Here is a 26935-nt window from a genome sequence, read left to right as displayed (position 1 = left end):
TTAACCTGTCCGCCGGGCGGAACCGGCATCAAAATCATCATCCGCACAGCGGATACAAAACCTGATAACACGGTGAACGTTGGGCTTCGCTACGCTCAGCCGCCCGGCGGAAGCAGAAAAAAGCGGCGGCAGGCATGACTGCCTTGCCGCCGCCAGCCCCGCCGGGTGGCGGGCTTGGGAGGAAATGTTGGCTGGCTCAGGCCTGCAGCAGCCGCGCGGTCAGCGCCACGTCGCCTTCCACCACCACATGCAGCAGGTTGCCCGGCAGCGTCATCACACCGCTGGCGCCCAGCGCCTTCAGCTGCGCCTCGTCGATGCGGCCGCTGTCGGCCAGCTCCAGCCGCAGCCGGCTGCCGGCCACCACCGATACGCCGCGCAGGTTGCCTTCGCCGCCCAGCGCCGCCAGCCACTGCTGACGGTCGCCGCTGCCGCCGGCACTACCGCCGACACCCTGCAGCAGAGCATCGCGGATCTGGTCGGCCACCAGCTCGGCTTCCGGCCCCAGTACCACCTGCACGCTGCCGGCGGCCGGCTTGATCAGGCCGCGCGAGCCCAGCGCCTTCAGCGCCGCCTCGTCCACCTTGCCGTTGTCCACCACCTGCAGACGCAGGCGGGTGGTGCAGGCATCCACGTTCTTGAGGTTGGCCGCACCGCCCAGTGCGCTGATGAAGCCACCGGCACGGCCGCCGATGCTGCCGGCAGCGGCTGCCGGCGCTGCGGCAACGGGGGTTTCCTCGCGGCCCAGGGTCAGCAGGTTGAATTTCCTAATGAAGAAGCTGAACAGCCCGTAGTACACCGCGAAGTAGGCAATGCCCACCGGCACCAGCAGCAACGGTTTCTGCGCGATGCCGAAGTTCAGCACGTAGTCGAACAGGCCGGCGGAGAAGCCGAAGCCCAGGTGCACGCCCAGCGCATGCATCAGCGCCATGGAGATGCCGGTGAGCACGGCGTGGATGGCGTACAGCGCCGGCGCCAGAAACATGAAGGCGAATTCCACCGGCTCGGTCACGCCGGTCAGCGCGGCGGTGAGCGCCATGGACAGCAGCACGCCACCCACCGCGGCCTTGTTTTCCGGGCGCGCGGCGCGGTACATCGCCAGGCAGGCAGCCGGCAGGCCGAACATCATCACCGGGAAGAAGCCGGACATGAACATGCCCGCGCTCTTGTCGCCGGCAAAGAAGCGGGTAAGGTCGCCGTGCACCAGCTTGCCGGTGGCGTCGGTGAAGTCACCCAGCTGGAACCAGGCGAAGGTGTTGATGATGTGGTGCAGGCCGGTGACGATCAGCACGCGGTTGAGGATGCCGTAGATGAACAGGCCGAACTCGCCGGCGCCGATGATCCAGTGCCCCACCGCGTCGATGCCCTGCTGCACCGGCGGCCACACATAGCCCAGCACCACGCCGGCCAGCAGCATGGCAAAGCCGGTGGCGATGGGCACGAAGCGGCGGCCACCGAAGAACGCCAGGTAGGACGGCAGCGCGATGTCCTTGTAGCGGTTGTACAAGAGGCCGGCGCTGATGCCGGCGGTAATGCCGGCCAGCACGCCCATATTGATCTTGGCGTCGATCACTTTCAGCACCGAGGTCAGCACCAGGTAGCCGATGGCGCCGGCCAGGCCGGAAGCCCCGTTGTTGTCCTTGGCGAACCCCACCGCCACGCCGATGGCGAACAGCAGCGCCAGGTTGCCGAAGATGGCATCCCCCGCCTGCGCCATCACTGCGATGCCCAACAGATCGGGCTGCCCCAGCCGCAGCAGCAGGCCAGCCACCGGCAGCACGGCGATCGGCAGCATCAGGGCGCGGCCCAGCTGCTGGATGCCGGCAAACTTGCTAGATGTAGTCACTTGTTTCTCCCTCATCTCTCTGGGCACCTAGAAAAACGCCAGCTTTCGTCGCGATACTGCGTTGCTCACGAAAAATTTCTCCTTACATATCAAACATATGCTGCGTCGAAATTTTTCGTTCGCGCCTTGTCTCGCTTAGAAATCCGGGTTTTCGAGGCGCCCCTCTGTGTGTGGGCCGCTGCCGCCGGCAGCCGCCCGTATCCCCCGCCGTGCCGGCTAAGCGGCTACGGCCGGGTTCTGCTTACGATCTGCGGCGCGGCGGCGATATCGCGGTGGCACCGTCTTGTTGCGCCCTGGCGCAGCAGATCGTGAAGGTTCTCAATGCGCCGCAACGTTGGCCGCAGCGGTAAGCAGCGCGCGCACCTCGGCAGCGGAGCGCTGCGCCTGCAGCGTCAGCGCCAGCTCCTGGCAGGCGGCGGCGTCCAGCTGCCGCACGCGGTCCTTGATCTCCGGCACCAGCGCCGGGCTGACCGACAGCTCGGTCACGCCCAGGCCCACCAGCGCGGCAGTCGCCAGCGGGTCGGAAGCCAGCGCGCCGCACACGCCCACCCAGCGGCCGTGCTGGCGGGCGCCGTGTACGGTGAGGGCGATCAGGCGCAGCACCGCCGGGTGCAGCGCATCCTGGCGCGCGGCCAGTGCCGGGTGGCAGCGGTCCATCGCCAGCGTGTACTGGGTAAGGTCATTGGTGCCGATGGAGAGGAAATCGGCATGCTCGGCCAGCTGGGCGGCCAGCAGTGCCGCCGACGGCACCTCGATCATCACCCCCAGCTGCGGCCGCTCGCTCAGCCCCAGCTGCGCGGCCAGCACCTCGATGCGCTGGCGCACCAGCAGCAGGTCGGCCACGTCGGTCACCATCGGCAGCAGGATGCGCAAGCGCGACAGCGGCTTGAGCTGCAGCAGCGCGGTGAGCTGCGCGTCCAGCACTTCCGGCACCGCCAGGCTGGTGCGGATGCCGCGCAGGCCCAGCGCCGGGTTGTCCTCGGCCGGCAGCGGCAGGTAGGGCACGTCCTTGTCGCCGCCGGCATCCAGAGTGCGGATGATGGCCGGGCGGTCTTCCAGTGCATCCAGCACCGCCTGGCAGGCGGCGCGCTGCTCCTCGCTGCTCGGCGCGTCGGTGCGTTCGGTAAACAGGAATTCGGTACGCAGCAGGCCCACGCCGTCGGCACCGTGCAGCACCGCATCGCGGGTTTCGGCGGCGTTCACCACGTTGGCGGCCACTTCGATGTGCACGCCGTCGCGGGTGAGCGCCCGGCCGGCGGACTGCTCGCGCAGCGCCTGGCGGCGCGCTTCGTGCCCGGCGATCTGCTGCCGCGCCAGCGCAAGGTTGGCCGCATCCGGCTGCGCATCCAGCCAGCCTTCGCCGGCATCCAGCACCGCCTCGGCGCCGGCCGGCAGCTGCAACGCCGCCGGGCCACAGGCCACCAGCGCCGGAATGCCCAGCGCGCGCGCCAGGATGGCCACGTGATTGGTGGCACCGCCGCGGGCCAGCACCAGGCCGGCCACCTGCGCACGCGGCAGGCGGGTGAGTTGCGACGGGGTCAGGTCGTCGGCCACCACGATGGCCTGCGCCGGCAGCTGCGGCGCGCTGTTGTCGCTGCCCAGCAGCACATCCAGCACACGGCGCTCCAGGTCTTTCAGATCGGCCACGCGCTCGGCCAGCAAGGCATTGCCAAGGCCCAGCAGCACCTCGCTCTGCACGCGGATGGCGCTGCGGTAGGCGTGGGCGGCGCTGCGGCCATCGACGATGAAACGCTCCGCCGCCAGCGTCAGCTCCGGGTCGTCCAGCAGCGCCAGGTGAGCGCCGAAGATCTCGCCTTCGGCACGGGCGCCGCGCTGGCCGGCCAGGGCAATATCGGCCTCGATGTCGCGGCGCACCTGCGCCAGCGCACCATGCAGTGCGGTGAGTTCCGCCTCCACGCCGGCGCCGCGTTCCGGCACCGCGCGGTCCTGCTCGGCCAGCAGCAGCAGGGTGCCCACTGCCAGCCCCGGCGCGGCACAGACGCCGCCCAGCTTGCCGTCGCTGCGTGCGGCCAACGTGGTTTGCGGAACCGCGGCGGCGGCATGGCCGGCTTCGCTGCGGGTCTGCACGGCAGCCAGCATGGCGGCCAGTGCGGCTTCGGCATCGGCGCCGAAGGCATGCACGCTGACCGTGTCGCCCTCGCCCACGCCCAGGCCCATGATGGCCACCACGCTGCGCGCGCTGGCATGTTTGCCGCCAAAGCCGATTTCGATACGGGAGGTGAAGCGGCGCGCGGTGTGCTGCAGCAGTGCCGCCGGGCGCGCATGCAGGCCGCCTTCGTGTGCCACCACCGCCTGGCCGTTGTGGCTGACGCCGCCGGCCACGCTGTCGCCTTCCGCCGCCGTGCCGCTGGCGCTGATATCCAGCAGCGCGCTGCTGCCGGCCTGCACCATGCCGCTGGCCGCGGCGCCCAGCTGCATGTCGTCGCTGTTGGTAACCACCAGCACGGTGATCAGCGACGGCGCGCGCTGCGCCACGCTGTCGATATCGATATCCACCAGCGGCTGACCGCAGCTGACGCGGTCGCCGGCCTGGACGCGCGGGGCAAAGCCCTGGCCGCCCAGTTTCACGGTGTCGATGCCGATGTGCAGCAGCAGCTCGGCACCGTTGGCCGCACGCAGCGCCACCGCGTGGCCGGTGGACGACAGCTGGCTGATGACGCCGTCACAGGGCGCCAGCAGGGTGGAGGACAGCGGCTCGATGGCCAGGCCCTGGCCCATCATGCCGCCGGCGAATACCGGGTCCGGCACCTGGCTCAGCGGCAGCACCTTGCCGCTCAGCGGCGCGCGCAGGGTTACGGTTGCAGTCATGTGACGCCTTTCTCTCTGTGCTGTTTTTTGCGCGTACGGCGTCCCCCGCCGTGCGCGCAGCATGCGTTGTGTCGCCGCGGTGGGCCGCGGTCGTCATGGCTTGGTATGGCTTACTAAACGGTCAGGTATGCGAAGGGTCAGAGGCTGACCGGTCGTTTACAGCGTAAGGGTCACCTTGTTCAGGTGCCGCGGCTCATCCGGGTTCAGCCCGCGCGCCTCGGACAGCCGGGCCGCCATCAGGTAGAAGCTCTGGATCGCCAGCAGCGGGTCCAGCGCCTCGTCACCGGCCAGCGCCAGCGTCAGGTCGCGGCTGGCCACATCGGCCGGCGCCGCCAGCAGCACGCGGGCGCCACGGCCGCGCATCTCGTCGGCCAGCGCGATCAGGCCGGCCTGTTCCGGGCCGCGCGGGGCGAAGATCAGCAGCGGGTAGCCTTCGTCGATCAGCGCCATCGGGCCATGCTTGATCTCGGCACCGGAGAACGCCTCCGCCTGGATGGCGCAGGTTTCCTTGAATTTCAGCGCTGCCTCCAGCGCCACGGCAAAGCCCAGGCCACGGCCCACCACCATGATGCGTTCGGCGTTCTGCAGCACCTCGATGGCCGGCGACCAGTCCTGGCGGGTGGCCTCCTGCAGTGCCTGCGGCAGGGTTTCCAGCGCCGCCAGCAGGCCGGCGTCACGCTGCCAGTGCGCCACCAGGCGGGCAACGGCGGACAGCGAGGCGATGTAGCTCTTGGTGGCGGCCACGCTCTTTTCCGCGCCGGCACACAGGGGCAGCGACCACTCGCAGGCGGCGGCCAGCGGCGAATCCGGCTGGTTCACCAGCGCCACGGTGCGGGCGCCGGCCCTGGACAGCGCCGCCATGGTGTCCACCAGGTCCGGGCTGCGGCCGGACTGCGACAGCGCCACCGCCAGCTGGCCACGCACCGCCAGCGGCGCGTGGTGCAGGGTGATCAGCGACATCGGCAGCGATACCACCGGGGTGCCGGTGCGCTGCATCGCCAGGTAGGCGAAATAGTTGGCCGCATGGTCCGAGCTGCCACGGGCCACGGTCAGCGCCAGCTGCGGCTGTGCCTTGGCCAGTTCGCGCCCCAGCAGCGCCAGCCCTTCGTCGGCATACATGTGTTGGGCGGCTACCGCCTCGGCGGCAAACAGGGCTTCATCAAGCATCAGGCTCAAGGCACTCTCCTTCTACGTACACGTGTTGCACAAACAGGTCTTTATCCATCACCACCACGTCGCCCCAGGCGCCGGTTTCCAGGCGGCCGCGGTCGGCCACGCCCAGGTAATCGGCCGGGTACAGCGACAGCCGGTTGCTGGCCTGCGCCAGCGGCAGGCCGATCTGCACCAGGTTGCGCAGCGCCTGATCCATGGTCAGGGTGCTGCCGGCCAGGGTGCCGTCCGCCAGGCGTACGCCCCCCATGCACTTGGTCACGGTATGGGAGCCCAGCTTGTATTCGCCGTCCGGCATGCCGGCGGCGGCGGTGGAATCGGTCACGCAGTAGAGGCGCGGAATGGCGCGCAGCGCGGCGTGCATCGCGCCCGGGTGCACGTGCAGCAGGTCGGGAATCAGCTCGGCGTATTCGGCGTGCGCCAGCGCGGCGCCCACCATGCCCGGCTCGCGGTGGTGCAGCGCGGTCATGGCGTTGAACAGGTGGGTGAAGCCGCTGGCGCCTTCCTGCAGCGCGGCCACGCCTTCCTCGTAACTGCCCAGGGTGTGGCCCAGCTGCACGCGGATGCCGTCCGCGCTCAGGCTGCGGATCACCTCGTGGTGGCCGGCGATCTCCGACGCCAGCGTCAGCACCTTCAGCGGCGCCAGGCTGCGGTAGTAGTCGATTTCGTCCATCACCGCGGCCACGGCGTCGTCCGGTTGCGCGCCAAGCTTGCCGGGGTTGATGTAGGGGCCTTCCAGGTGCACGCCCAGAATGCGGGCGCTGCCGGCGGCGCGCTCTTGCGCCACCTTGCCCAGCGCCGTCAGCACATGTACCAGCTCGGCGCGCGGCGCGGTCATGGTGGTGGCCAGCAGCGAAGTGGTGCCGAAGCGGGCGTGGGTACGCGCCACATGGTTGGCCGCATGGCCCGCTTCCATGATGTCCACCCCGCCGCCACCGTGTACGTGCAGGTCGATGAAACCGGGCAGCAGGTAGCGTGCCGGCTCGCCCGCGCCGGCCAGGCGGCCGTCGATGGCGGCGATGCGGCCGTTGTCGTCCAGATGCAGCTCGCCATCCAGCCAGCCGGCGGCGGTCAGCATGCGTCCCTGCAGTACCCGTGTGTTCATCGTCTCAGCTCTGCCACAAAGTCGTAGTAATCGTTGCGACACCAGGTGTCGGTCAGTTCTATCGCCACGTTGTCGGCGGTGTAGCCGATACGTGTCATCAACAACATCGCCTCGCCCTGCTTGATGCCGGCGCTGGCGGCAATATCCGGCCCGGCATTCACCGCGCGGATATGCTGCAGCGCGCGCACCACCGGGTGGCCGGCGGCATCCAGGAAGGCATACAGCGAGCTGCCCACCGCCTGCGGGTCCGGCAGGTAAGCCAGCGGCAGCGTGCTCTGCTCGATGGCCATTACCACACCGTCCGCCAGCCGCTGGCGCTTGAGCCGCACCACCTGCGCGGTGGGCGACAGCCCCAGCTTGATCACCTCGTCGTGGGTCGGCGTGCCGATACTGCGCTCCAGCCACACCGACGACGGTTCGAACCCCTTCTGCTTCAGCATCTCGGTGAAGCTGGTCAGCCGTGACAGCGGTTGCTCCAGCCGCGGGGTGATGAAGGTGCCGGAGCCATGCCGGCGACGAATCAGCCCCTGCTCCAGCAGCACATCCAGCGCCTTGCGGGCGGTGACGCGCGAGATGCCCAGCTCGTCGGAGAAAGTACGCTCCGACGGCAGCGCCTCGTCGGCCTGCCACCAGCCGGCATTGATGGCGTCGGCCAGCTTGCGGGCGAACTGCAGGTACAGCGGCGTACTCTGCGTCTCGTCCGGCTTCAGTGCCTGCCAGCGTTCATCCATGGCGAAATCCTCAAGTGGTCTTGGAAAGGCATCAGTGTACGTGCTGCCTGGCTGCCATCCCAGCCGCTTTGTTGCCGCAAAATTAATACCACTACCCAACCACGTCAATACCAGTTGTAGACCAGTTGCAACGATTGGCAACGCTGCAATGCAGCATTGGTGAGGTAAAAAAGCGAGAAAAAATGCCGGGCCGCGCCAATGCTGGCGTTGCGGGGCATTGGGTTACTGGCACAACTGGTATTAAGCAGGTATCAAAAATGCAACACAGGGGGAGGAAGGAGTGTGCTTGCGGCCAACGTTGGCCGCATACGAGTGGCCACGCCCACCGACATGAGGGTTCAGGTGGGCACGCGGCGCTTTGCCCACCCCGCGGGCCAGCAGAGTCGAACCCACTCGCCCCAATCCCGTTGGCGCGAGCCGGGCAAAATGGTGCGTCCCAGGTTTTAAGACGCCGATCTGTCTGAGTCCCGAGCCGTTAGCGAGGGGCGAGTTCGGCGGCGCCTGGGGCGTGCCTTTTTGCACGGGGTTTCGAGCAGCCCCGGGTCGCCTTTTCTTTGGGTACTTTCTTTTGGCGAAGCAAAAGAAAGTACCCCGTGCGCCGGGCGGAACCGGCGACTTCAAACCATCATCCGCGCAGCGGATACAAAACCAGAAACGCGGTAAACGTTGGGCTTCGCTACGCTCAACCCAACCTACAGACAGCCAGCACACAATAAAAAACCGCCCATCCGGGCGGTTCGTCACAGCAATCGGGGCGGCAGCGTTAGCGCGCCACCTTCTTCCAGCCTATCAGCAGCACCGCGGCCACGATGATGGTCATCGACAGCAGTTCCGGCGCGCCCACGCGCTCGTTAAGCAGCCACACCCCCAGCAGTACCGCGATCACCGGGTTGATGTAGGCATAGCTGGTGGCGGCGGCGGCGCTGACGTTCTGCAGCAGGAACATATAGGCGGTGTAGGCGATCAGCGAGCCGAAGATGGCCAGGTACAGCATGGCCAGCCAGCCGTGCCAGCTCGGCATCGCCACCAGCTGCTCGCCACTGGCCAGGCTCAGCAGCAGCAGCGCGATGCCGCCGGTGAACATCATCATGGCGCTGGACATCAGCCCCTTGGGCTGGGTGAGGCGCTTGCTCCAGGCCGAGCCCAGCGCCCAGCCGGCACTGGCGAACAGCAGCGCGGCGGCGCCGGCCGGCGAGGCGCGCAGGTTGGCGCCCATGTTCAGCACCACGATGCCGGTAATGCCCAGCAGCACGCCGGCCACCTCCATGCGCCGCGGCTTGTGGCCGAACAGGCGCGCGAACAGGATGGCAAACAGCGGCACGGTGGCCACCACCAGTGCGGCCACGCCGGAGGACACTTCTTTTTCCGCCATCGTCACGAAGCCGTTGCCAATGGCCGGCATCAGCACGCCAAGAATGGTGGCGCCCTTCATCTCCTGCAGCGTGGGGTTGGGCGCGCCGCGCCAGCGCAGAAAGCCGTACATCAGCAGGCCGGCCAGCACGAAGCGCACGCCGGCCATCAGGAACGGCGGCCAGGCGTCCACACCGATGCGGATGGCGAAATAGGTGGAGCCCCAGATCAGATACAGGGCAAGAAAAGAGGCGGCCAGCTTGAACTGGTGACGGCTGAGGGTCATGACATCGATACCTTGGCTAGGAATCGCACAATGCCTGCTGGCTGTCACCCGGACAAGGGCAAATCCTTGAAAACGGTGTTCTGCCGCCTGCCGCCCTGCGCTCGCGCATGGCAATTGCCGGGCCGGCTTCCTATGCTGGAAACGTCCTTTGCCCGGGTCGGGAACACCCCATGTCCGCTACCGTGCCGCCCTTCCTGCCAGCCGATGTCCACTGGCTGAACACCCTGCTGCAGCATCTGCCCGACCCGGTCTGGCTGAAAGACGCGGAGGGTGTCTACCTGTATTGCAACCAAGCCTTCGTGCAGATGTTCGGCGATGCGGCCAACAATATCGTCGGCAAACGCGACTGCGACCTGGTGGAAGCGGAGCTGGCCGACTTCTTCCGTTCGCGCGACCTGCTGGCCATCCATCACGACCGCGCGCTGGTGAACGACGAGTGGATCACCTTCGCCCACGACGGCCTGCGCCGGCTGCTGCAGGTGATCAAGACCCCGCTGTACCACGGCACGCAGCTGGTGGGCGTGCTGGGCATCGGCCGCGACATCACCCACCTGCACCAGGTGCAGCAGCAGCTGGCCAGCCAGGAAAGCATGCTGCGCTACGTGATGGAAGCCACCGGCGAAGGGGTGTGGGACTGGGATATCCAGAGCGGCATCCTGCAGCACAACAGCCGCTGGAGCGAGATCACCGGCATCGCCGTCGGTCAGGAGTCGCACCCGCTGGGCGAGTTCGTCGCCAGCGTGCATCCGGATGACCTGAGCGCGGTGCAGGCGCTGCTGGAGCGCTGCCAGCGCGGTGAAGCACCGTACTACAGCGAGTACCGCATCTGCCGCCGGGACGGCCGCACGGTATGGGTGATGGACCGCGGCGACGTGGTGGAGCGCGATGCGCAGGGCCTGCCCAAACGCATGGTGGGCAGCCTCAGCGACATCACTACCCGCAAGCAGGCGGAGCAGGCGCTGCGCGCCAGCGAGGCGCGCTTTCGCGCCATCTTCGAGAATGTGGATGCGCTGGCGATACAGGGCTATGCGCCGGACGGCACCGTACTGTACTGGAACCACGCCTCCAGCCTGCTGTATGGCTACAGCCAGCAGGAGGCGCTGGGCAAGTCGCTGTACCAGCTGATCATCCCGCCGCTGGCGCGCGAGATGGTGGAGCGGGACGTGAACTGGATGTTCGCGCAGCAGCGCGGGGTGCCGGCGGCGCATCTGCGGCTGATGCACAAGGACGGCCATCTGGTGGACGTGCATTCCAGCCACACGGTGGTGAATACCGGCGATCAGCTGATGATGTTCTGCCTGGATATCGACCTGGGGGCGCAGATGCGCGCCGAGAACGCGCTGCAGGCCAGCGAGCAGCGCTACCGCGCGCTGTTCGCCGCCTCGGCCGATGCCATCCTGGTGCTGGACGGCCAGCTGATCGTGGATGTCAACCCGGTGGCGGCGCGGCTGTTCGGCTGCGACGGCGCACAGCTGCTGCAGCGCACGCCCTGCGATCTGTCGCCGCCGCAGCAGCCCGATGGCCAGGATTCGGCACAGTTGGCCGCACAGCATCTGCAAAAGACGCTGGAGCAGGGCCTGTGGCAATGCGAATGGCGCTTCATGCGCCCGGACGGCAGCCTGTTCGATGCCGAGCTGCAGCTGACGGTGGCGGAGCTGGGGTCGGAGCGCCACATCCTGGCCACCTGCCGCGACATCACTCAAAAAAAGAAGGACGCGGCGCTGATCTGGCGCCAGGCCAACTTCGACCAGCTCACCGACCTGCCCAACCGCTACATGCTGCAAAGCCGGCTGGCGCAGGACATCGCCCGCTGCCGCCGCGACGGCCAGCGCCTGGCACTGCTGCTGCTGGACCTGGACCACTTCAAGGAAGTAAACGACACCCTGGGCCACCGCGCCGGCGACGAGCTGCTGCAATCGGCCGCCCAGCGGCTGCAGGCCTGCGTGCGGCACGTCGATACCGTTGCCCGGCTGGGCGGCGACGAATTCACCGTGATCATCAGCAGCCTGGAGCATGCACAGCAGGCCGGCGAGCTGGCCGAGCGCATCCTGCAGACCCTGGCCGCCCCCTACCACCTGGGCAACGACGTGGCCTACCTGTCGGTGAGCATCGGCATCACCATTTTTCCGGACGACAGCAGCGAAATGGAATCGCTGCTGAAAAACGCCGACCAGGCGATGTACGCCGCCAAGGACCTGGGGCGCAACCGCAGCTGCTTCTTTACCCAGCCCATGCAGCAGGCCGCCCAGAACCGGGTGCGGCTGAGCCGCGACCTGCGCCAGGCACTGGCCGGCGGCCAGTTCCACATCTACTACCAGCCCATCCTGGCGCTGCAGCAGCGCCAGGTCATCGGTGCCGAGGCGCTGCTGCGCTGGCAGCACCCGGAGCGCGGCTGGATCAGCCCGGCGGAATTCATTCCGCTGGCCGAAGACAGCGGCCTGGTCATCGAGCTGGGCGACTGGGTGTTCCGCCAGGTGTGCCGCCAGCTGAGCCACTGGCGGCAGTTGCAGCCGCAGCTGCACATCAGCGTGAATGTCTCGCCGCTGCAGTTCTTTGCCGAAGGCAGCAGCCTGACCAGCTGGACCGCCACCCTGGACAGCCACGGCCTGCCGGGCGACAGCGTGGTGCTGGAGATCACCGAGCGGCTGCTGCTGGACAACCGCGAGCAGGTAAGCACGCAGTTGGCCGCATTGCGCGACTTCGGCATCCGCGTGTCGCTGGACGATTTCGGCACCGGCTATTCCTCGCTGTCCTACCTGAAGAAGTTCGACATCGACTACCTGAAGATCGACCAGTCCTTCGTGCGCGACCTGGAAAGCGACGCCAGCGACCGCGCACTGTGCGAGGCGATGATCGCCATGGCCCATCGCCTGGGCATGAGCGTGGTGGCCGAGGGCATCGAAAAGCAGGATCACCTGGACTGGCTGCGCGAAGCCGGCTGCGACTATGGCCAGGGCTACCTGTTCGCCCCGGCCATACCCGCCGACGCCTTCGAGCAGCGCCTGTTGCAGCAGGTGCCGCTGCCGACGGATTTATCCGGCCAATAGGCTGGGTTTCCGCCCGGCATCGCGGTACAGTCGTCGGCAGCGCAACCACCACCCCGTACCCATGCCCGACCGCTCCAGCGACAGCAGCACCCAGCTTGCCGACCGCCCGGTTTCCCTGCACGCGGTGGTGGCCACCGTCAGCCTGCTGGCCAAGCGCGGCATCGCCGCCGGCGAGCTGCTGGCCGGCAGCGCCATTCCGCCGGAGCGGCTGCAGGAGCCGGCGCGGCTGATCAGCCACCGCCAGGAGCTGAAGGTGTTCGACAATGCCCGCCGCCTGTCCGGCGACGAGGCGCTGGGCCTGCACCTGGGCAAGGCCATGCATGTGTCCAACTACGGCATCCTCGGCTACACCATGCTGGTAAGCCCCACCGTGCGCGTGGCGCTGGATACCGCCATCCGCTTCCCGCTGCTGCTGGCCAGTTACTTCCGCCTGGCGGTGGAAGAGGACGGCAAGCAGGCGCGGCTGGTGGCGCGCGACTACGCCTACCATGTCGATCTGTACCGCTTCAATGTGGAGATGTGCCTGTCGTCGATGTGGAGCATCATCCGCGACTGCATGGGCGTGCGCTGGCCGCCCACCGCGGTGCAGATGCGCTTTGCCGAGCCGCCGTACGCCGGGCTGTACCCGGCGATTTTCGGCCAGCCCGGGCAGTTCGCCAGCAGCGAGGACGCGGTGGTGTTTCCCGCCAAGTGGCTGGACCGGCCGCAGCCGCTGGCCGATGCCGTCAGCTACCACATGGCGCTGGAGCAGTGCGAGCGGCAGCAGGCGCAGTGGCTGGCCAGCCAGGGCTCGGCGCTGGTGGCTCGGGTGATGCGGCTGCTGCAGTCCGACCCGGCGCGCTTTGCCAGCGTGACGGAGCTGTGCGAGACCCTGCACATGTCGGAACGCACGCTGCGCCGCAAGCTGGCGGCCACCGGCACCTCGTTCCAGGCGCAGCTGGATCGCGCCCGCCACCAGCAGGCGCTGCACCTGCTGCACCACAGCAATCTCACCATTGCCCAGATTGCCGAACAGCTGGGCTTTGCCGAACCGGCCAGCTTCCGCCACGCCTTTACCCGCTGGACCGGCCGCCTTCCCTCCGAGCTGCGGCGCTGAGCGCCGGCCAACCGCGAATACCGTGCCAGGAATTTGGCCGGAATTATCCCTTTGTTGACCGCTTTCTCCCTGTCACACCCCTGTCATCCTGCAGGCAGAATGACTGCAAAAAACCACACGGACAGCTTGAACACACCACCCCGCCGGCCGGCAAGCGCCCAGGCAGGAGTGGGTGTCCTGCCATGACCAAGAGCGCGAAACAGCGCGGTTGAAGAGGAGAAACCACCATGCATCAGACCCTTGTGACGCCCATCACCCCGGCTGCCTTCTTCCCTGCCGGCAACGACTCCCCGCACTTCCCCAGCACCGCCCGGCACTGAAAAGCCGCCTCGCACACCGCCCGCCCGCGCCGCAAGCCACATGCGGCAGCGCTGCGGCCAACCCCTGCCTTACCCACCATCGAACCTTTGCCCCGGCACAGGAGGAGCAGTCATGCCCGCAGACCGTGCAGCAATCGAAATTGACCAGGTCATCAAGCGCTTTGGTGACAGCGACCAGGCGGTGCTGGCGCTGGATCATGTGTCCATCAGCATCCGCGAAAACGAGTTCTTCACCCTGCTGGGGCCGTCCGGCTGCGGCAAGACCACCCTGCTGCGCATGATCGCCGGCTTCGAGGACCCCAGCGGCGGCGATATCCGCCTGTATGGCGAATCGCTCACCGGCAAGCTGCCGTTCCAGCGCCCGGTCAACACCGTGTTCCAGAGCTATGCGCTGTTTCCGCACCTGACGGTGGCCGAGAACATTGCCTTCGGCCTGGAAATGCGCGGCGTGGCCAAGGCCGATATCGCCCCGCGCGTGGACAGCATGCTGGCGCTGGTGAAGCTGGCCGGCTTTGCCAAGCGCCGCCCGCACCAGCTGTCCGGCGGCCAGCAGCAGCGCGTGGCGCTGGCCCGCGCGCTGGCGCCGCACCCCAAGGTGCTGCTGCTGGATGAATCGCTGTCGGCGCTGGACCTGAAGCTGCGCAAGGAGATGCAGGTGGAACTCAAGCGCCTGCAGCGCGAGACCGGCATCACCTTCGTGTTCGTCACCCACGACCAGGAAGAGGCGCTGACCATGTCCGACCGCATCGCGGTGATGTCGGCCGGCAAGGTGCAGCAGATCGGCGCCCCGGAGGACATCTACGACCGCCCGGCCAACCGCTTCGTCGCCGACTTCATTGGTGAAACCTCGTTCCTGAGCGGCCACATCGCCGCCGACCGCCTGCACTTCGGCGACGCCGGCAGCCTGCCGGCCAGCGTGCTGGACAGCCGCCGCGATGGCGAGGCGGCGGTGGCGGTGCGCCCGGAGCGGCTGCAGTTGGCCGCAAGCGGCGACGACGGCCTGCACGGCGTGGTAGCCGAGGTGGTGTACCGCGGCGTGGACACGGTGTACACGGTGCAGCTGGCCGACGGCCAGCCCTGCCGCGTGCGCAAGACCAACAGCCTGGGCGCCAGCCGGCTGGCCGGCGTGGGCGACCGCGTACGGCTGACGGCACTGGACGGCGCCTTCCACCTGCTGCAGGAGGCGAGCCATGGCTGATACCCGCAACCGGCTGCGGCAATCGCTGCTGCTGGCACCCACCACGCTCACGCTGCTGGCCTTCATGGTGCTGCCCATGCTGCTGATGGCGTGGATGTCGGTACTGCAGCCCGACACCTACGGCGGCGTGCGCTGGCACGACTGGAGCCTGGATGCCTACGTGCAGTTCCTGTACGAGCGCGACCTGGACGACAGCCTGGCGCTGAACAGCGACTACGTGGAAATCTTCGTGCGCTCCTTCCTGCTGGCCGGCTTCGCCACCGCGGTAACGTTGCTGATCGGTTTTCCGGTGGCGCTGTATATCGCGCTGAAGGACGAGAAAACCCGCCAGCGGCTAATCCTGTTGGTGTCGATTCCGTTCTGGACCAACCTGCTGGTGCGCACCTACGCCTGGATTCTGCTGCTGCGCAACGGCGGCCTGATCGACAGTGCGCTGTCGACACTGGGGCTGGGCAACGGCTCGCTGGACATCCTCTACACCCCTACCGCGGTGGCCATCGGCTTCGTGTACTCCTTCCTGCCGTTCATGATCCTGCCGATCTACACCAGCCTGGAAAAAATGGACTGGCGCCTGGTGGAGGCCGCCTTCGACCTGGGCGCCAACCGCTGGATGGCGCTGCGCCGGGTGATCCTGCCGCTGGCGATGCCGGGCATCGTGGCCGGCTGCCTGATGGTGTTCATCCCGGCCATCGGCTCCTACTACATCCCCGAGCTGCTCGGCGGCGGCAAGAGCCTGATGATCGGCAACCTGGTGCAGAACCAGTTCGGCACCGCCCGCAACTGGCCGTTCGGCGCCGCCCTGTCCTTCATGCTGCTGGCCCTGGTGCTGGCGAGCATGCTGATCTACACCAGGCGCTTCCAGCGCCCGCCGGGAGAGTGAGATGCAGGTATCGCACAAGCTTTGGCAGTTCCGCGGCGTCAGCACTACCACGCTGCTGGCCTTCGTCTACCTGTACCTGCCCATCGTGGTGCTGGTGGTGCTGTCGTTCAACGCCAACCGCATCGCCACACTGTGGAGCGGTTTCTCGCTGGACTGGTACCTGAAGGTGATGGACAACGACAACATCCTGCGGGCAACGCGCAACTCGCTGATCATCGCCAGCGGCGCCACCGTGCTGTCCACGCTGTTCGCCACCATGGCGGCACTGGCCATGAGCGGGCGGCGCTTTCGCGGCCAGGCGCTGATCAACGCCATGCTGGGCCTGCCGCTCCTGGTGCCGGAGATCGTGACCGCGGTGGCCTCGCTGCTGTTCTTCCTGGCGCTGGGGCTGGAACTGGGGCTCACCACGGTGCTGATCGCCCACACCGTGTTCTGCATCCCGTTCGCCTATTTGCCGATCCGCGCCCGCCTGGCCGGGCTGGACCCGCGGCTGGCCGAGGCGGCGGCCGACCTGTACGCCGGGCCGTTCGCCACCTTCCGCCGCGTCACGCTGCCTTTGATCCTGCCGGGCATCCTCTCCGGCGCCATGCTGGCCTTCATCGTGTCGCTGGACGACTTCGTGATCACCTTCTTCGTGGCAGGGGCCGGCGCCACCACCCTGCCGGTGTACATCTTCGGGCTGATCCGCATGGGGATCACGCCGGAAGTGAATGCGGTATCCGCCTTGCTGTTACTGGTGTCCATCGCCTTCGTAGTGCTGTCCTACTGGCTGGGCAAACGCCAGGCCTGATCGATCCATCCGGGAGAAACGCAATGAAACTCAGCAAACTGCATATTCTGACGCTGTCCCTTGGCATGTTGGCCGCAAGCCCGGCCATGGCCGCCGGCGAGCTCAATCTGTACAACTGGTCCGACTACATTCCGCAGGACCTGCTCAAGCGCTTCGAGAAGGAAACCGGCATCAAGGTGAACCTGGATGTGTTCGATTCCAACGAATCGCTGCTGGCCAAGCTCAAGGCCGGCGCCAAGGGTTACGACGTGGTGGTGCCGTCCGACTACATGGTGAAGATCATGGTGGACGAGGGCCTGCTGGAGAAGATCGACGCCAGCAAGATGGCCAACTTCAAGCTGGTGCAGGCACCGCTGAACAAGCCGGACTTCGACCCGCAGCGCGCGTATTCCGCACCCTATATGTGGGGCGTGACCGGCTTTACCTACGATGCCAGCCACGTGCCGGGCGGCAAGCTCGACCCGAGCTGGAAGAGCTTCTTCATGCCGCCGGCGCAGCTGAAGGGCAAGGTGGTGGCGCTCAACGACGTGGCCGAGCTGTACAAGGCCGCCGCCATCTACCTGAAGGTGGACCAGTGTACCGAGGACCCGAAACAGGCCAAGCGCATCCAGGACCTGCTGGAGCAGCAAAAGCCGCTGCTGGCGATGTACAACTCCGACGGCACCATCGAACGCATGCAGGCGCAGGAAGTGATCATGCACCAGCAATGGAACGGCGCCGCCTACCGCACCCGCCAGAAGCTGAAATCCGCGGTGTTCGTGTACCCGAAGGAAGGCATTCCGTTCTGGAACGACAACCTGGTAGTGCCCAAGGGCGCGAAGAACCGTGACAACGCGCTGCGCTTCATCAACTGGATGATGGAGCCGAAGAACATCGCCGAGGCGTCCAACTTCACCGGCTACAACAACGCCATCAAGGGCTCCTCCGCCTTCTTCGTGGCCGACCTGCGCGCCGACCCGGCGATCAACCCCACCGATGCCATGCGCAAGCTGTTCGTGCCGAACCAGAACTGCTCGGCCAAGGCCAACCAGCTGCGCGACCGGGTGTGGACCAAGCTGAAGAAATAATCCGCTTCGGCTGACGCGGCCAACCTTACCTGCCCCAAAACACAACGGCGGTGCGCTGCAGCGCGCACCGCCGGGGAGACTCTCATGCTGACGATTTACAGTGACGACCACCACCTGCACCACGGCCATGCCGAGCTGATAGACGGCACGCTGAAACCCTGCTTCGAAATGCCGCGCCGCGCCGACATGGTGCTGGACCGTGTGCGCAAGGTCGGGCTGGGCGACATCGCCGCGCCGCGCGAATTCGGCCTGGAACCGGTACTGCGCGTGCATGACGCCGGCTACGTGCAGTTCCTGGAAACCGCCTGGCGCCGCTGGAGCGCCGACGGCCGCACGCATGATGCGCTGCCACTGGTGTGGCCGGTGCGCGGGCTGCGCACCGATCGCAAGCCGCAGGATATCGAAGGCCAACTGGGCTATTACTCCTTCGATGCCGGCGTGCCGATCACCGCCGGCACCTGGCAGGCGATACGCTCGTCGGCCAATGTGGCACTGACCGCGCTGGACGAAATGCAGCGCAGCCAGCGCAGCACCTTCGCGCTGTGCCGCCCGCCCGGCCACCATGCCGCTGCCGACTACATGGGCGGCTACTGCTACTTCAACAACGCCGCCATCGCCGCCCAGGCGCTACGCGACCAGGGCGCGAAGCGGGTGGCCATCCTCGACGTGGACTACCACCACGGCAACGGCACGCAGAGCATCTTCTACCAGCGTTCCGACGTGATGTTCCTGTCGCTGCACGGCGACCCGCTGGTGGAGTACCCGTACTTCCTCGGCCATGCCGACGAGCCGGGCGAAGGCGAAGGCCTGGGCTACAACCACAACTACCCGCTGCCGCACGGCACCGACTGGGCCGCCTACCAGCTGGCGCTGCAGGACGCCTGCCGCTGCATCGCCGACTATGCACCGGACGCCATCGTGGTGTCGCTGGGGGTGGACACCTTCGAGCACGACCCGATTTCGCGCTTCAAGCTGAAGAACGACGACTACCTGCGCATGGGCGAGCTGATCGGCCAGCTCGGCAAACCCACCCTGTTCGTGATGGAGGGCGGCTACGCGGTGGAAGACATCGGCATCAATGCAGTAAATGTGCTGAGCGGCTTTGAAAGCGTGGCCAGCTGACAGGGAACGTTGGCCGCAAGCGCTATCCGCACCGCTTGCGGCCAACATGACGGCAGATTGGCCGGCAGGCACTACAATCCGCTTATCAATCATCCGTCGGCAAGGCCCCGCCATGAGCATCTGCGTGCTGTTCCCCACCGCCAGCGAGGCGGCCCTGTTCCAGCGTGACGACGTGCACAGCATCGTCAGCGGCGTCGGCCTCACCGCCACCGCCTATGCCACGCTGAAAACCATCCAGCAGCAGCGCCCGTCGCTGCTGATCCTGGCCGGCATCGCCGGCATGTACCCGCATGCCGATCTCGCCATCGGCGACGTGGTGCTGGTGGCCTCGGAAGTGGAAGCCGACCTGGGCTTCTTCACCCCGGAAGGTTTCACCCACCTGGCCCACCTGCCGCTGGACATGGATTTCGTGCGCCGCCATACGCTGCCATGCCACCACCTGCCGGCGGACGCCCCCTTCCCGCTGGCGCGCAGCGCCTCGCTGAATGCCGCGCTGGCGCCGTTCATCGACAGCCGCGGCGTGGACATCGAGAACATGGAAGGCGCCGCGTTCTTCCATGTCTGCCGCGAGGAGCAGGTGCCGTTCCTGCAACTGCGCGCCATCTCCAACGTGGTGAAGCCCGGCCACGACGACTGGGACATGGCCGGCTCGGTGCAGGCGCTTACCGCCGGCCTGCATCGCTTGATCGACCATCTGCAGGCCCGGCACGGCACCTAGCGCAAACCGGAGATAAGACAATGCCGGATGGATTTGTGCTCTGGATCAAAGTAGGCTGGCGAGCGCAGTCTTAGCATGGTGTTGAAAAGCCTTGCCAACCCACCTGAGGAGTCATCATGTTTCCGGAATTTCGCGACCTGATCAGCAAACTGAAAACCGAAGATGCCCATTTCACGCGACTGTTCGAGCGCCACAACGAGCTGGACCAGCAGATCAAGAACATGGAAGCCCGCATCGAAGTTGCCACTGCGGTGGAAATCGAGAACCTCAAGAAGGAAAAGCTCAAGCTCAAGGACGAGCTGTACCTGATCCTGAAAAGCACCGCCGCCTGAGCGCAGCGCCCGCCGGCAACCAGCCCCGCCAGCCCGAAGTTGGCGGGGTTTTACTATTGTGCAAGAACAGGCTTTGCATGCCCCGCCCATCGCGGGTATACCGAATTGGACACACTTTGCACGACAGCGGCATCTTCAAGCTATAACTTGTAGATGTAATAACAATTTAAAACCTGGCTTGGTTTATAGTGCAGCAAAACGCCGGCCTGCGCGCTGTAGCAGCCCGGCAACTACCACATCAGCATTTGGGACCCCATCCCCGTGAGTGAGTTGAACGACAAAACCACCGTCCTGGTGATCGATGATTCATTGATGGTTCGCCAGTCAGTGCGCGCCATGCTGGGTAATGTCGACATTACCCGCTCGGAAATGTGCACCAATGCTGCCGATGCGCTGAGCCGCCTGAAAAGCAAACAGTTCGATGTGGTGCTGTGCGACTACCACCTGGGCGAAGGCATGAACGGCCAGGAGCTGCTGGAGCAGCTGCGCGGCGAAGGCGGCATCCCGCTGACCACGGTGTGGATCATGATCACCGGCGAGCGCAGCTACGAGCGCGTGGTGGCCGCCGCGGAAGTCGCCCCCGACGACTACATCCTCAAGCCCTTCTCCAGCCAGATGTTGCTCGACCGCATGCAGCAGGCGTTCCAGCGCAAATTCTTCCTGCGCCCGGCACACGACGCGCTGATGGACAGCCGCGAAAAGGAAGCGATTCCCATCCTGGAAAGCCTGATTCCCAAGGCCGACACCATGGTGAAGAAGCTGGATGTGCTGCGCCTGCTGGCCGAAACCCATCTGGCGCTGGAGCAGTACGACGCCGCCGCCAGACGCTACCGCGAAATCATGCAGCTGCGGGTGATTCCGTGGGCGAAGATGGGCATGGCGCGCATCCTACACGCTCAGGACAAGGCGGCAGAAAGCGCCGACCTGCTGCAGGAAATCATCCAGGACGCCCCGCACTACACCGATGCCTACGACACACTGGCGCACAACCTGGCGCGCTGTGGCCAGTTCGCCGAATCGCTGGACGTGCTGGAACGCGCCATCGCCATGTCGCCGCGCAATTTCCGCCGCCTGTGCCTGGCCGGCGAAAGCGCGCTGAACGCCGGCGACCCGGCCAAGGCGGCGCAGTTCCTGGAAAAGGCGGTGCAGGTTGGCCGCAACAACAGCGGCTTCGGGCCGGACGTGCTGGTGGATCTGCTGCAGGCGCACAGCGAGGCCGGCAATACCGACAAGATGGACCAGGTGGCCAACCAGCTGTCCACCATGTTCAAGAACGGGCAGGACGGCTTTCTGCCGCATGTCTGCCGCGCCATCAGCCTGCTGGGCCGCCAGGCCTATGCCGAGGCACAGGAATCGCTGCGCCAGGCCGCCGCGCAGCTGGGCGAAGGCCGCCTGGCCTGGCGCAGCGGCGTACGCTTCCTGGAAGCGGTGGTGCGCCTGCCGCCCGACCTGGAAAACTACTGCGGCCCGGCGTGGATACAGCAGCTGTCGATGCGCTTCGTGCGCACCCACCAGGACGTGGAGCAGCTCACCGCCATGACGCGCAAGCGCGAGCAACTGGCGCAGACCATCCGCGATGCCTATGCCGAACTGCAGGTCACCAACGACGAAGCGGTGGCGCTGACCAAGGACAAGAAGCGCGTGCAGGCCGCCATGCTGCTGTACGAGCAGGCGCAGCGCACGCTCAACGAGCGTCTGGGCATGAATGCCTGTTCGCTGCTGCTGCAGCAGGGCGACCCGGAAAGCATTGCCAAGGTGCGCGAAATGCTGCACTGGCTGCCGCTGGAACACGAGCGGGTGCAGGGTTTCCAGCGCGCCCTGCTCAAGCTGGGCAACGCCAGCAGCGAGGCCGAGGTCATCAAGGACTGACAGCGACTTCCGCGGGAGTTTATCAGCGGCAGCATGGTCAAAGCCCTTGCGCAGGCGACGCGGTTGCCAGGCCAGGATGAGGGAAAGGAACGATCATGCGGCTGCTGTGGATAGGACTGTTACTGGCTTCCCTCGCCCACGCGGAGGCCCCGCTACCCGAAATCGAAGGCTGGCAGGATTACCAGGCCGGGCGCTGGCAGCAGGCACGCGACCGCTTTCAGCGCGCTGCGGTGGAAGGCAACCGGGTGGCGGCCTTCAACCTGGCCATCATGCACTGGCGTGGTGAGTCGGTGCCGGTAAATCACGACAAGGCAATACGCTGGCTGCGGGTGGCAGCCGACAAGCAGCTGCCGCTGGCCGAATACGCGCTGGGCCTGCTGTATGAAAACGGCGACGGCGTGCCGCGTTCGCAAGCCAAGGCCACGCACTGGTTCATGCGCGCGGCCCTGCAGGGCCTCAGCGCCGCCGAGCTGGATCTGGGCACCCAGTACTATCTGGGCCGCGGTGCGCCCAAGGACATGCACATGGCCGCCTACTGGTATGAACGTGCCGCCGAACAGGGTGATGCCGGCGCGCAATACCTGATCGCCAGCATGTACGAGCACGGCGACGGTGTGAGTCAGGATCTGGAAAACGCCATCCGCTGGTATGCACGCGCCGGCGTACAGGGCGATGTCGCCGCCAGCCTGAAAGCCATCGCGCTGGCACGCCGCGTCAGCCCGTCAGAATAAACCCTTCCCTTTCAAAGCCTTGCCATATCGTGACCGCACCATGCGTCACGATATGGCAGGCACCGTATTTGGCGCCCAAGCTGTGGATAAACTTATCCACAACCCGCAAGGTTGGCCGCATGCGGCCAACAAACAACAAGGCCGCCCGTGGGCGGCCTTGTTTGCGAACGGCTTGGCCGGGGCTCAAGCCGTCAGCGCAGCAGCCAGCTTGCTACGATGCGCGGCCAGCTGCGGCGGCAGACGGTCGGCCAGCTTGGCGAACCAGTCGTCGTGCGCGGCCAGTTCCTGCTGCCAGGCTTGCGCGTCCAGCGCCATCAGCTGCGCGAAGTGCTCGGCGCTGAATTCATCCAGCCCGGCCCAGTTCAGGTGGCCGTACTCCGGCACCCAGCCCAGCGCGTTGCGCTGCGCCTGTGCCTTGCCCTGCACGCGACCCACCATCCACTCCAGCACGCGCATATTGTCGCCGAAGCCCGGCCACAGGAAGTTGCCGTCCTTGTCGGTGCGGAACCAGTTGACGCAGAAGATGCGCGGCAGCTGCTGCAGCTGGCCGGCCATCTGCAGCCAGTGGTTGAAGTAGTCGCCCATGTGGTAGCCGCAGAACGGCAGCATGGCGAACGGGTCGCGGCGGGTCACACCCTGCGCGCCAAAGGCGGCGGCGGTGGTTTCCGAGCCCATGGTGGCGGCCAGGTACACGCCTTCTTCCCAGCTGGCGGCTTCGAACACCAGCGGCACGGTGCTGGAGCGGCGGCCACCGAAGATGAAGGCCGAGATCGGCACGCCGGCCGGGTCGTTCCATGCCGCATCCAGCGACGGACACTGCTTGGCGGATACGGTAAAGCGCGCATTCGGATGCGCCGCCTTGCGGCCGGTTTGTTTGGCAATCTCCGGCGTCCAGTCCTGGCCCTGCCAGTCGATCAGGTGCGCCGGCGGGGTCTTGCTCATGCCTTCCCACCACACGTCGCCGTCGTCGGTCAGCGCCACGTTGGTGAAGATCACGTTCTCGCGCAGCATGGCCATGGCGTTGGGGTTGGATTTCTCCGAGGTGCCCGGCGCCACGCCGAAGTAGCCGTTTTCCGGGTTGATGGCGTACAGGCGGCCATCCTGGCCCGGCTTGATCCAGGCGATGTCGTCACCCACGGTGCTGACTTTCCAGCCGTTGTAGCTCTTGGGCGGAATCAGCATGGCGAAGTTGGTCTTGCCGCAGGCGCTGGGGAAGGCGGCGGCCACGTAGGATTTCTCGCCCTGCGGGTTTTCCACGCCCAGAATCAGCATGTGCTCGGCCAGCCAGCCCTGGTCGCGGCCCATGGTGGAGGCGATGCGCAGCGCGAAGCACTTCTTGCCCAGCAGCGCGTTGCCGCCGTAGCCGGAGCCGTAGGACCAGATCTCGCGGCTTTCCGGGAAGTGCACGATGTACTTGGTGTCCGGGTTGCACGGCCACGGCTTGTCGGCCTGGCCTGCGGCCAACGGTGCGCCCACGGTGTGCACGCAGGGCACGAAGTCGCCGTCGGTACCCAGCACTTCGTACACATTGCGGCCCATGCGGGTCATGATGCGCATCGACGCCACCACGTAGGGCGAGTCGGTGATCTCGATGCCGATATGGGCGATCGGGCTGCCCAGCGGGCCCATGCTGAACGGAATCACGTACATGGTACGGCCGGCCATGCAGCCGTCGAACAGGCCGTTCAGGGTGGCGCGCATCTCTTCCGGCGCCTGCCAGTTGTTGTTCGGGCCGGCATCTTCACGCTTGCTGCTGCACACGAAGGTGCGGTCTTCCACCCGCGCCACGTCGGACGGGTCGGAGAAGGCGGCGTAGGAGTTGGGGCGCTTTTCCGGGTTCAGGGCCTTCAGGGTGCCGGCGGCCACCATCTGCGCCAGCAGCTGGCTGTTTTCGGCGTCGGAACCATCCACCCAGTGGATGGCGGCAGGCTTGGTGAGGGCGGCGACTTCGGCCACCCAATCGATGAGTTTCTGATGCTGGATGTAGGAGGGTACTTGCAAGGACATATCTACCTCTGCGATTTCAATGGCAGAGCAACCGACAAAACCCGCCTGAATGCTGTGGCCAGGTCAGGTCTGGTAGGTCGCCCTGAGTAGGGGCTGCGGCATTATCGCCGAGCTGTAGTCCCAGAGGTTCAGGCACGACGGAAATCTGCCGTGACGCGACGCTTTTTATGCATCGGTCACGGCTTTTTGTTGCGCAAAAAGCGCAAATCGGTCGAAACAGACGATTGTCAGGTAGTCGGATAACTACTTTGTTGCCAAAGCGGCCAGCACATGAAAAACCCCGGTGGCATGAAATATCGCGCCATGCCGCTGCTCAACCTGCCAGTTCGGCCTCTTCGTCCGGGTCCAGCTCCTCGCCGAGGAAACCGCCGCTCTGGTGCGCCCACAGCCGTGCGTACAGGCCGCCCCTGGCCAGCAGGCTGGCGTGGTCGCCCTCTTCCACGATGCGGCCCTTGTCCAGCACGATCAGCCGGTCCATGGCGGCGATGGTGGACAGGCGGTGGGCGATGGCCACCACGGTCTTGCCTTCCATCAGCCGGTACAGGCTGCCCTGGATGGCCGCTTCCACCTCGGAATCCAGCGCGCTGGTAGCCTCGTCCAGCAGCAGGATCGGCGCGTCCTTCAGCATCACCCGGGCGATGGCCACCCGCTGGCGCTGGCCGCCGGACAGCTTCACGCCGCGCTCGCCGACGTGGGCATCGTAGCCGCGGCGGCCGTGCGGGTCGCTCAGCTCCAGGATGAACTCGTGCGCCTCGGCCTTCTGCGCGGCGGCCACCATCGCCGCCTCGCCGGCATCCGGCCGGCCGTACAGCAGGTTGTCGCGCACCGAGCGGTGCAGCAGCGAGGTGTCCTGCGTCACCATGCCCACCTGCGCACGCAGGCTGTCCTGCGTTACCGCGCGCACGTCCTGGCCATCGATCAGGATGCGGCCGCCTTCCACGTCGTAGAAGCGCAGCAGCAGGTTGACGATGGTGGACTTACCGGCGCCGCTGCGGCCAACCAGGCCGATCTTCTCGCCGGGGCGGATGGTGAGGTTGAGGTGATCCACCACCGGCCGCTCGCCGCCGTAGGCAAAGCTCACGTTATCGAAGCGGACTTCGCCGCGCGCCACCTGCAGCGGCGCAGCACCCGCCGCATCGGTAATGGCGATCGGCCGCGCCAGGGTGTTGATGCCATCCTGCACCGTGCCGATCTGCTCGAACAGGCTGGACATCTCCCACATGATCCAGTGCGAGATGCCGTTCAGCCGCAGCGCCATGGCGGTGGCTGCCGCCACCGCGCCTATGCCCACCTGGCCGCGGCTCCACAGCCACAGCGTGGCGCCGGCGGTGCTGGCGATCAGCCCCATGCTCAGCACGTGGTTCACCACCTCGAAGCCGCTGACCAGCCGCATCTGGCGGTAGACGGTGGCCATGAACTCGCGCATGGCGCTCCTGGCAAAGCCGGCCTCGTAGGCGCTGTGCGCAAACAGCTTCACCGTGGCGATATTGGTGTAGGCATCGGTAACGCGGCCGGTCATCAGGCTGCGCGCATCGGCCTGCGCCTTGGCCGCCTTGCCCAGGCGCGGCACGAAGAAGCGCAGCGTCAGCACGTACAGCACCAGCCAGGCCACGAATGGCCACAGCAGCAGGCGGTCGAAGCTGCCGGCCACCGCCACCATGGTGACGAAGTAGATCACCACGAATACCAGGATGTCGGTGACGATCATCACCGTGTCGCGCACTGCCAGTGCGGTCTGCATCACCTTGGCGGACACGCGGCCGGCGAATTCGTCCTGGTAGAAGCCCATGCTCTGGCCCAGCAGGTGGCGGTGGTAATGCCAGCGCAGGCGCATGGGGAAGTTACCGGACAGCCCCTGGTACTTGCACATCGCCTGCAGCCAGATCAGCAGCGGGCTGGCCAGCAGGATGCCGGCCAGCAGCAGCAGGTTGTGCTGTTCCCTGCTCCACAGCTGTGCCGGCGGCACGTGGCTGAGCCAGTCGACGATGGAACCGAGCATGGAAAACAGCAAGGCCTCGAATGCCCCGATGGCGGCAGTGAGCAGCGTCATCAGCAGGATCAGGCGGCGCAGCCCCAGGGTGGCGGCCCAGACAAACGGCAGGAAACCGGCCGGCGGCTGCGCCGGCGGGGTGTCGGGATAAGGGTCGAGACGACGTTCGAACCACGAATACATAAAGAACACTCCGATGCCGCAACGGGCTTGCCGCTGCGGTCAGGTTTACGGGAAGCGACATATAACATTGGCATCACCGGGCCGACAAGGCAGCCCGGCCTAGTGGCCAGTACCGGCAGCGGCCACGCTGTAGCATGGTGATCGCCACCACCCGCCCACACTGGATTGTAGTAAGGCAGGCGCCAGGTGATTCAGGCTAGCGGATGATACTGCGGCCAACCTTGAGCGCCTGCTGCGTTATGCTGCACACAGTGTTTTCCACCCGAGTGTC

General features: G+C 66.5%; 19 protein-coding genes. 11 read left to right on the top strand and 8 right to left on the bottom strand.

The genetic code is table 11. The features are described 5' to 3' along the window. Positions 1-196: 196 nt before the first annotated feature. From nagE to yedA, 6 genes are all read right to left on the bottom strand, one after another. Positions 197-1843, bottom strand: coding sequence for an N-acetylglucosamine-specific PTS transporter subunit IIBC (gene nagE / locus PSELUDRAFT_RS06295; RefSeq protein ID WP_197693939.1), 1647 nt, complete (start codon positions 1841-1843; stop codon positions 197-199). A gap of 318 nt (positions 1844-2161) precedes the next feature. Continuing rightward, on the bottom strand, positions 2162-4672 hold the full coding sequence (ptsP, locus tag PSELUDRAFT_RS06290) for a phosphoenolpyruvate--protein phosphotransferase (protein WP_088966036.1): 2511 nt from the start codon (positions 4670-4672) through the stop codon (positions 2162-2164). A 156-nt stretch (positions 4673-4828) separates the two neighbouring features. Next, positions 4829-5839 carry an SIS domain-containing protein gene (locus tag PSELUDRAFT_RS06285; protein WP_088968404.1) on the bottom strand — a complete coding sequence of 337 codons (1011 nt, stop codon included), beginning with the start codon at positions 5837-5839 and terminating at the stop codon, positions 4829-4831. Next, positions 5832-6947: an N-acetylglucosamine-6-phosphate deacetylase gene (gene nagA, locus PSELUDRAFT_RS06280; RefSeq protein ID WP_088966035.1), complete on the bottom strand. Its 1116-nt coding sequence runs from the start codon at positions 6945-6947 to the stop codon at positions 5832-5834. The genes PSELUDRAFT_RS06285 and nagA overlap by 8 nt, the downstream gene beginning before the upstream one ends. Further along, positions 6944-7678, bottom strand: coding sequence for a GntR family transcriptional regulator (locus tag PSELUDRAFT_RS06275; protein WP_088966034.1), 735 nt, complete (start codon positions 7676-7678; stop codon positions 6944-6946). Before PSELUDRAFT_RS06275 ends, nagA begins: the two co-directional genes overlap by 4 nt. 763 nt (positions 7679-8441) lie before the next feature. After that, positions 8442-9314, bottom strand: coding sequence for a drug/metabolite exporter YedA (gene yedA / locus PSELUDRAFT_RS06270; protein WP_088966033.1), 873 nt, complete (start codon positions 9312-9314; stop codon positions 8442-8444). A gap of 170 nt (positions 9315-9484) precedes the next feature. On the opposite strand from yedA, the gene PSELUDRAFT_RS06265 reads away from it, so the two are divergent. From PSELUDRAFT_RS06265 to PSELUDRAFT_RS06215, 11 genes are all read left to right on the top strand, one after another. Further along, positions 9485-12361 (top strand): EAL domain-containing protein, encoded by a 2877-nt coding sequence (locus tag PSELUDRAFT_RS06265; protein WP_162291244.1) that lies wholly within the window; start codon positions 9485-9487, stop codon positions 12359-12361. Positions 12362-12422: 61 nt separating this feature from the next. Further along, positions 12423-13457, top strand: coding sequence for an AraC family transcriptional regulator (locus PSELUDRAFT_RS06260; RefSeq protein WP_162291243.1), 1035 nt, complete (start codon positions 12423-12425; stop codon positions 13455-13457). A 432-nt stretch (positions 13458-13889) separates the two neighbouring features. After that, on the top strand, positions 13890-14975 hold the full coding sequence (locus PSELUDRAFT_RS06255; RefSeq protein WP_088966030.1) for an ABC transporter ATP-binding protein: 1086 nt from the start codon (positions 13890-13892) through the stop codon (positions 14973-14975). After that, positions 14968-15855 carry an ABC transporter permease gene (locus tag PSELUDRAFT_RS06250; RefSeq protein WP_088966029.1) on the top strand — a complete coding sequence of 296 codons (888 nt, stop codon included), beginning with the start codon at positions 14968-14970 and terminating at the stop codon, positions 15853-15855. The genes PSELUDRAFT_RS06255 and PSELUDRAFT_RS06250 overlap by 8 nt, the downstream gene beginning before the upstream one ends. 1 nt (position 15856) lies before the next feature. Continuing rightward, positions 15857-16645, top strand: a complete 789-nt coding sequence (locus tag PSELUDRAFT_RS06245) for an ABC transporter permease (protein ID WP_088966028.1) — start codon at positions 15857-15859, stop codon at positions 16643-16645. A 23-nt stretch (positions 16646-16668) separates the two neighbouring features. Further along, entirely contained in the window at positions 16669-17712 is a 1044-nt protein-coding gene (locus tag PSELUDRAFT_RS06240) for an extracellular solute-binding protein (RefSeq protein WP_088966027.1), read from the top strand. Between the two features lie 84 nt (positions 17713-17796). Then, positions 17797-18834: a histone deacetylase family protein gene (locus PSELUDRAFT_RS06235; protein ID WP_088966026.1), complete on the top strand. Its 1038-nt coding sequence runs from the start codon at positions 17797-17799 to the stop codon at positions 18832-18834. Positions 18835-18946: 112 nt separating this feature from the next. Then, positions 18947-19552 carry a purine phosphorylase gene (locus PSELUDRAFT_RS06230; protein ID WP_088966025.1) on the top strand — a complete coding sequence of 202 codons (606 nt, stop codon included), beginning with the start codon at positions 18947-18949 and terminating at the stop codon, positions 19550-19552. Positions 19553-19668: 116 nt separating this feature from the next. Next, positions 19669-19884, top strand: coding sequence for a YdcH family protein (locus PSELUDRAFT_RS06225; protein WP_088966024.1), 216 nt, complete (start codon positions 19669-19671; stop codon positions 19882-19884). A gap of 261 nt (positions 19885-20145) precedes the next feature. After that, complete coding sequence (locus PSELUDRAFT_RS06220; RefSeq protein WP_157725031.1) at positions 20146-21753, top strand: response regulator; 1608 nt, start codon at positions 20146-20148, stop codon at positions 21751-21753. A 95-nt stretch (positions 21754-21848) separates the two neighbouring features. Beyond that, positions 21849-22484, top strand: coding sequence for a tetratricopeptide repeat protein (locus tag PSELUDRAFT_RS06215; RefSeq protein WP_088966022.1), 636 nt, complete (start codon positions 21849-21851; stop codon positions 22482-22484). Between the two features lie 183 nt (positions 22485-22667). Here PSELUDRAFT_RS06215 and PSELUDRAFT_RS06210 read toward each other — a convergent pair whose 3' ends face one another. After that, on the bottom strand, positions 22668-24491 hold the full coding sequence (locus PSELUDRAFT_RS06210) for a phosphoenolpyruvate carboxykinase (GTP) (RefSeq protein WP_088966021.1): 1824 nt from the start codon (positions 24489-24491) through the stop codon (positions 22668-22670). 313 nt (positions 24492-24804) lie between these two features. Next, a complete protein-coding gene (locus PSELUDRAFT_RS06205) occupies positions 24805-26664 on the bottom strand; it encodes an ABC transporter ATP-binding protein (protein ID WP_088966020.1) in 1860 nt (619 codons plus the stop codon). Positions 26665-26935: the final 271 nt, after the last annotated feature.

The sequence above is a fragment of the Vogesella sp. LIG4 genome (genome assembly GCF_900090205.1).
In the GTDB taxonomy this organism is placed as follows: Bacteria; Pseudomonadota; Gammaproteobacteria; order Burkholderiales; family Chromobacteriaceae; genus Vogesella.
The sequence above is the reverse complement of the archived record's forward strand: the minus strand, read 5'-3'. Positions and strand labels throughout refer to the sequence as shown.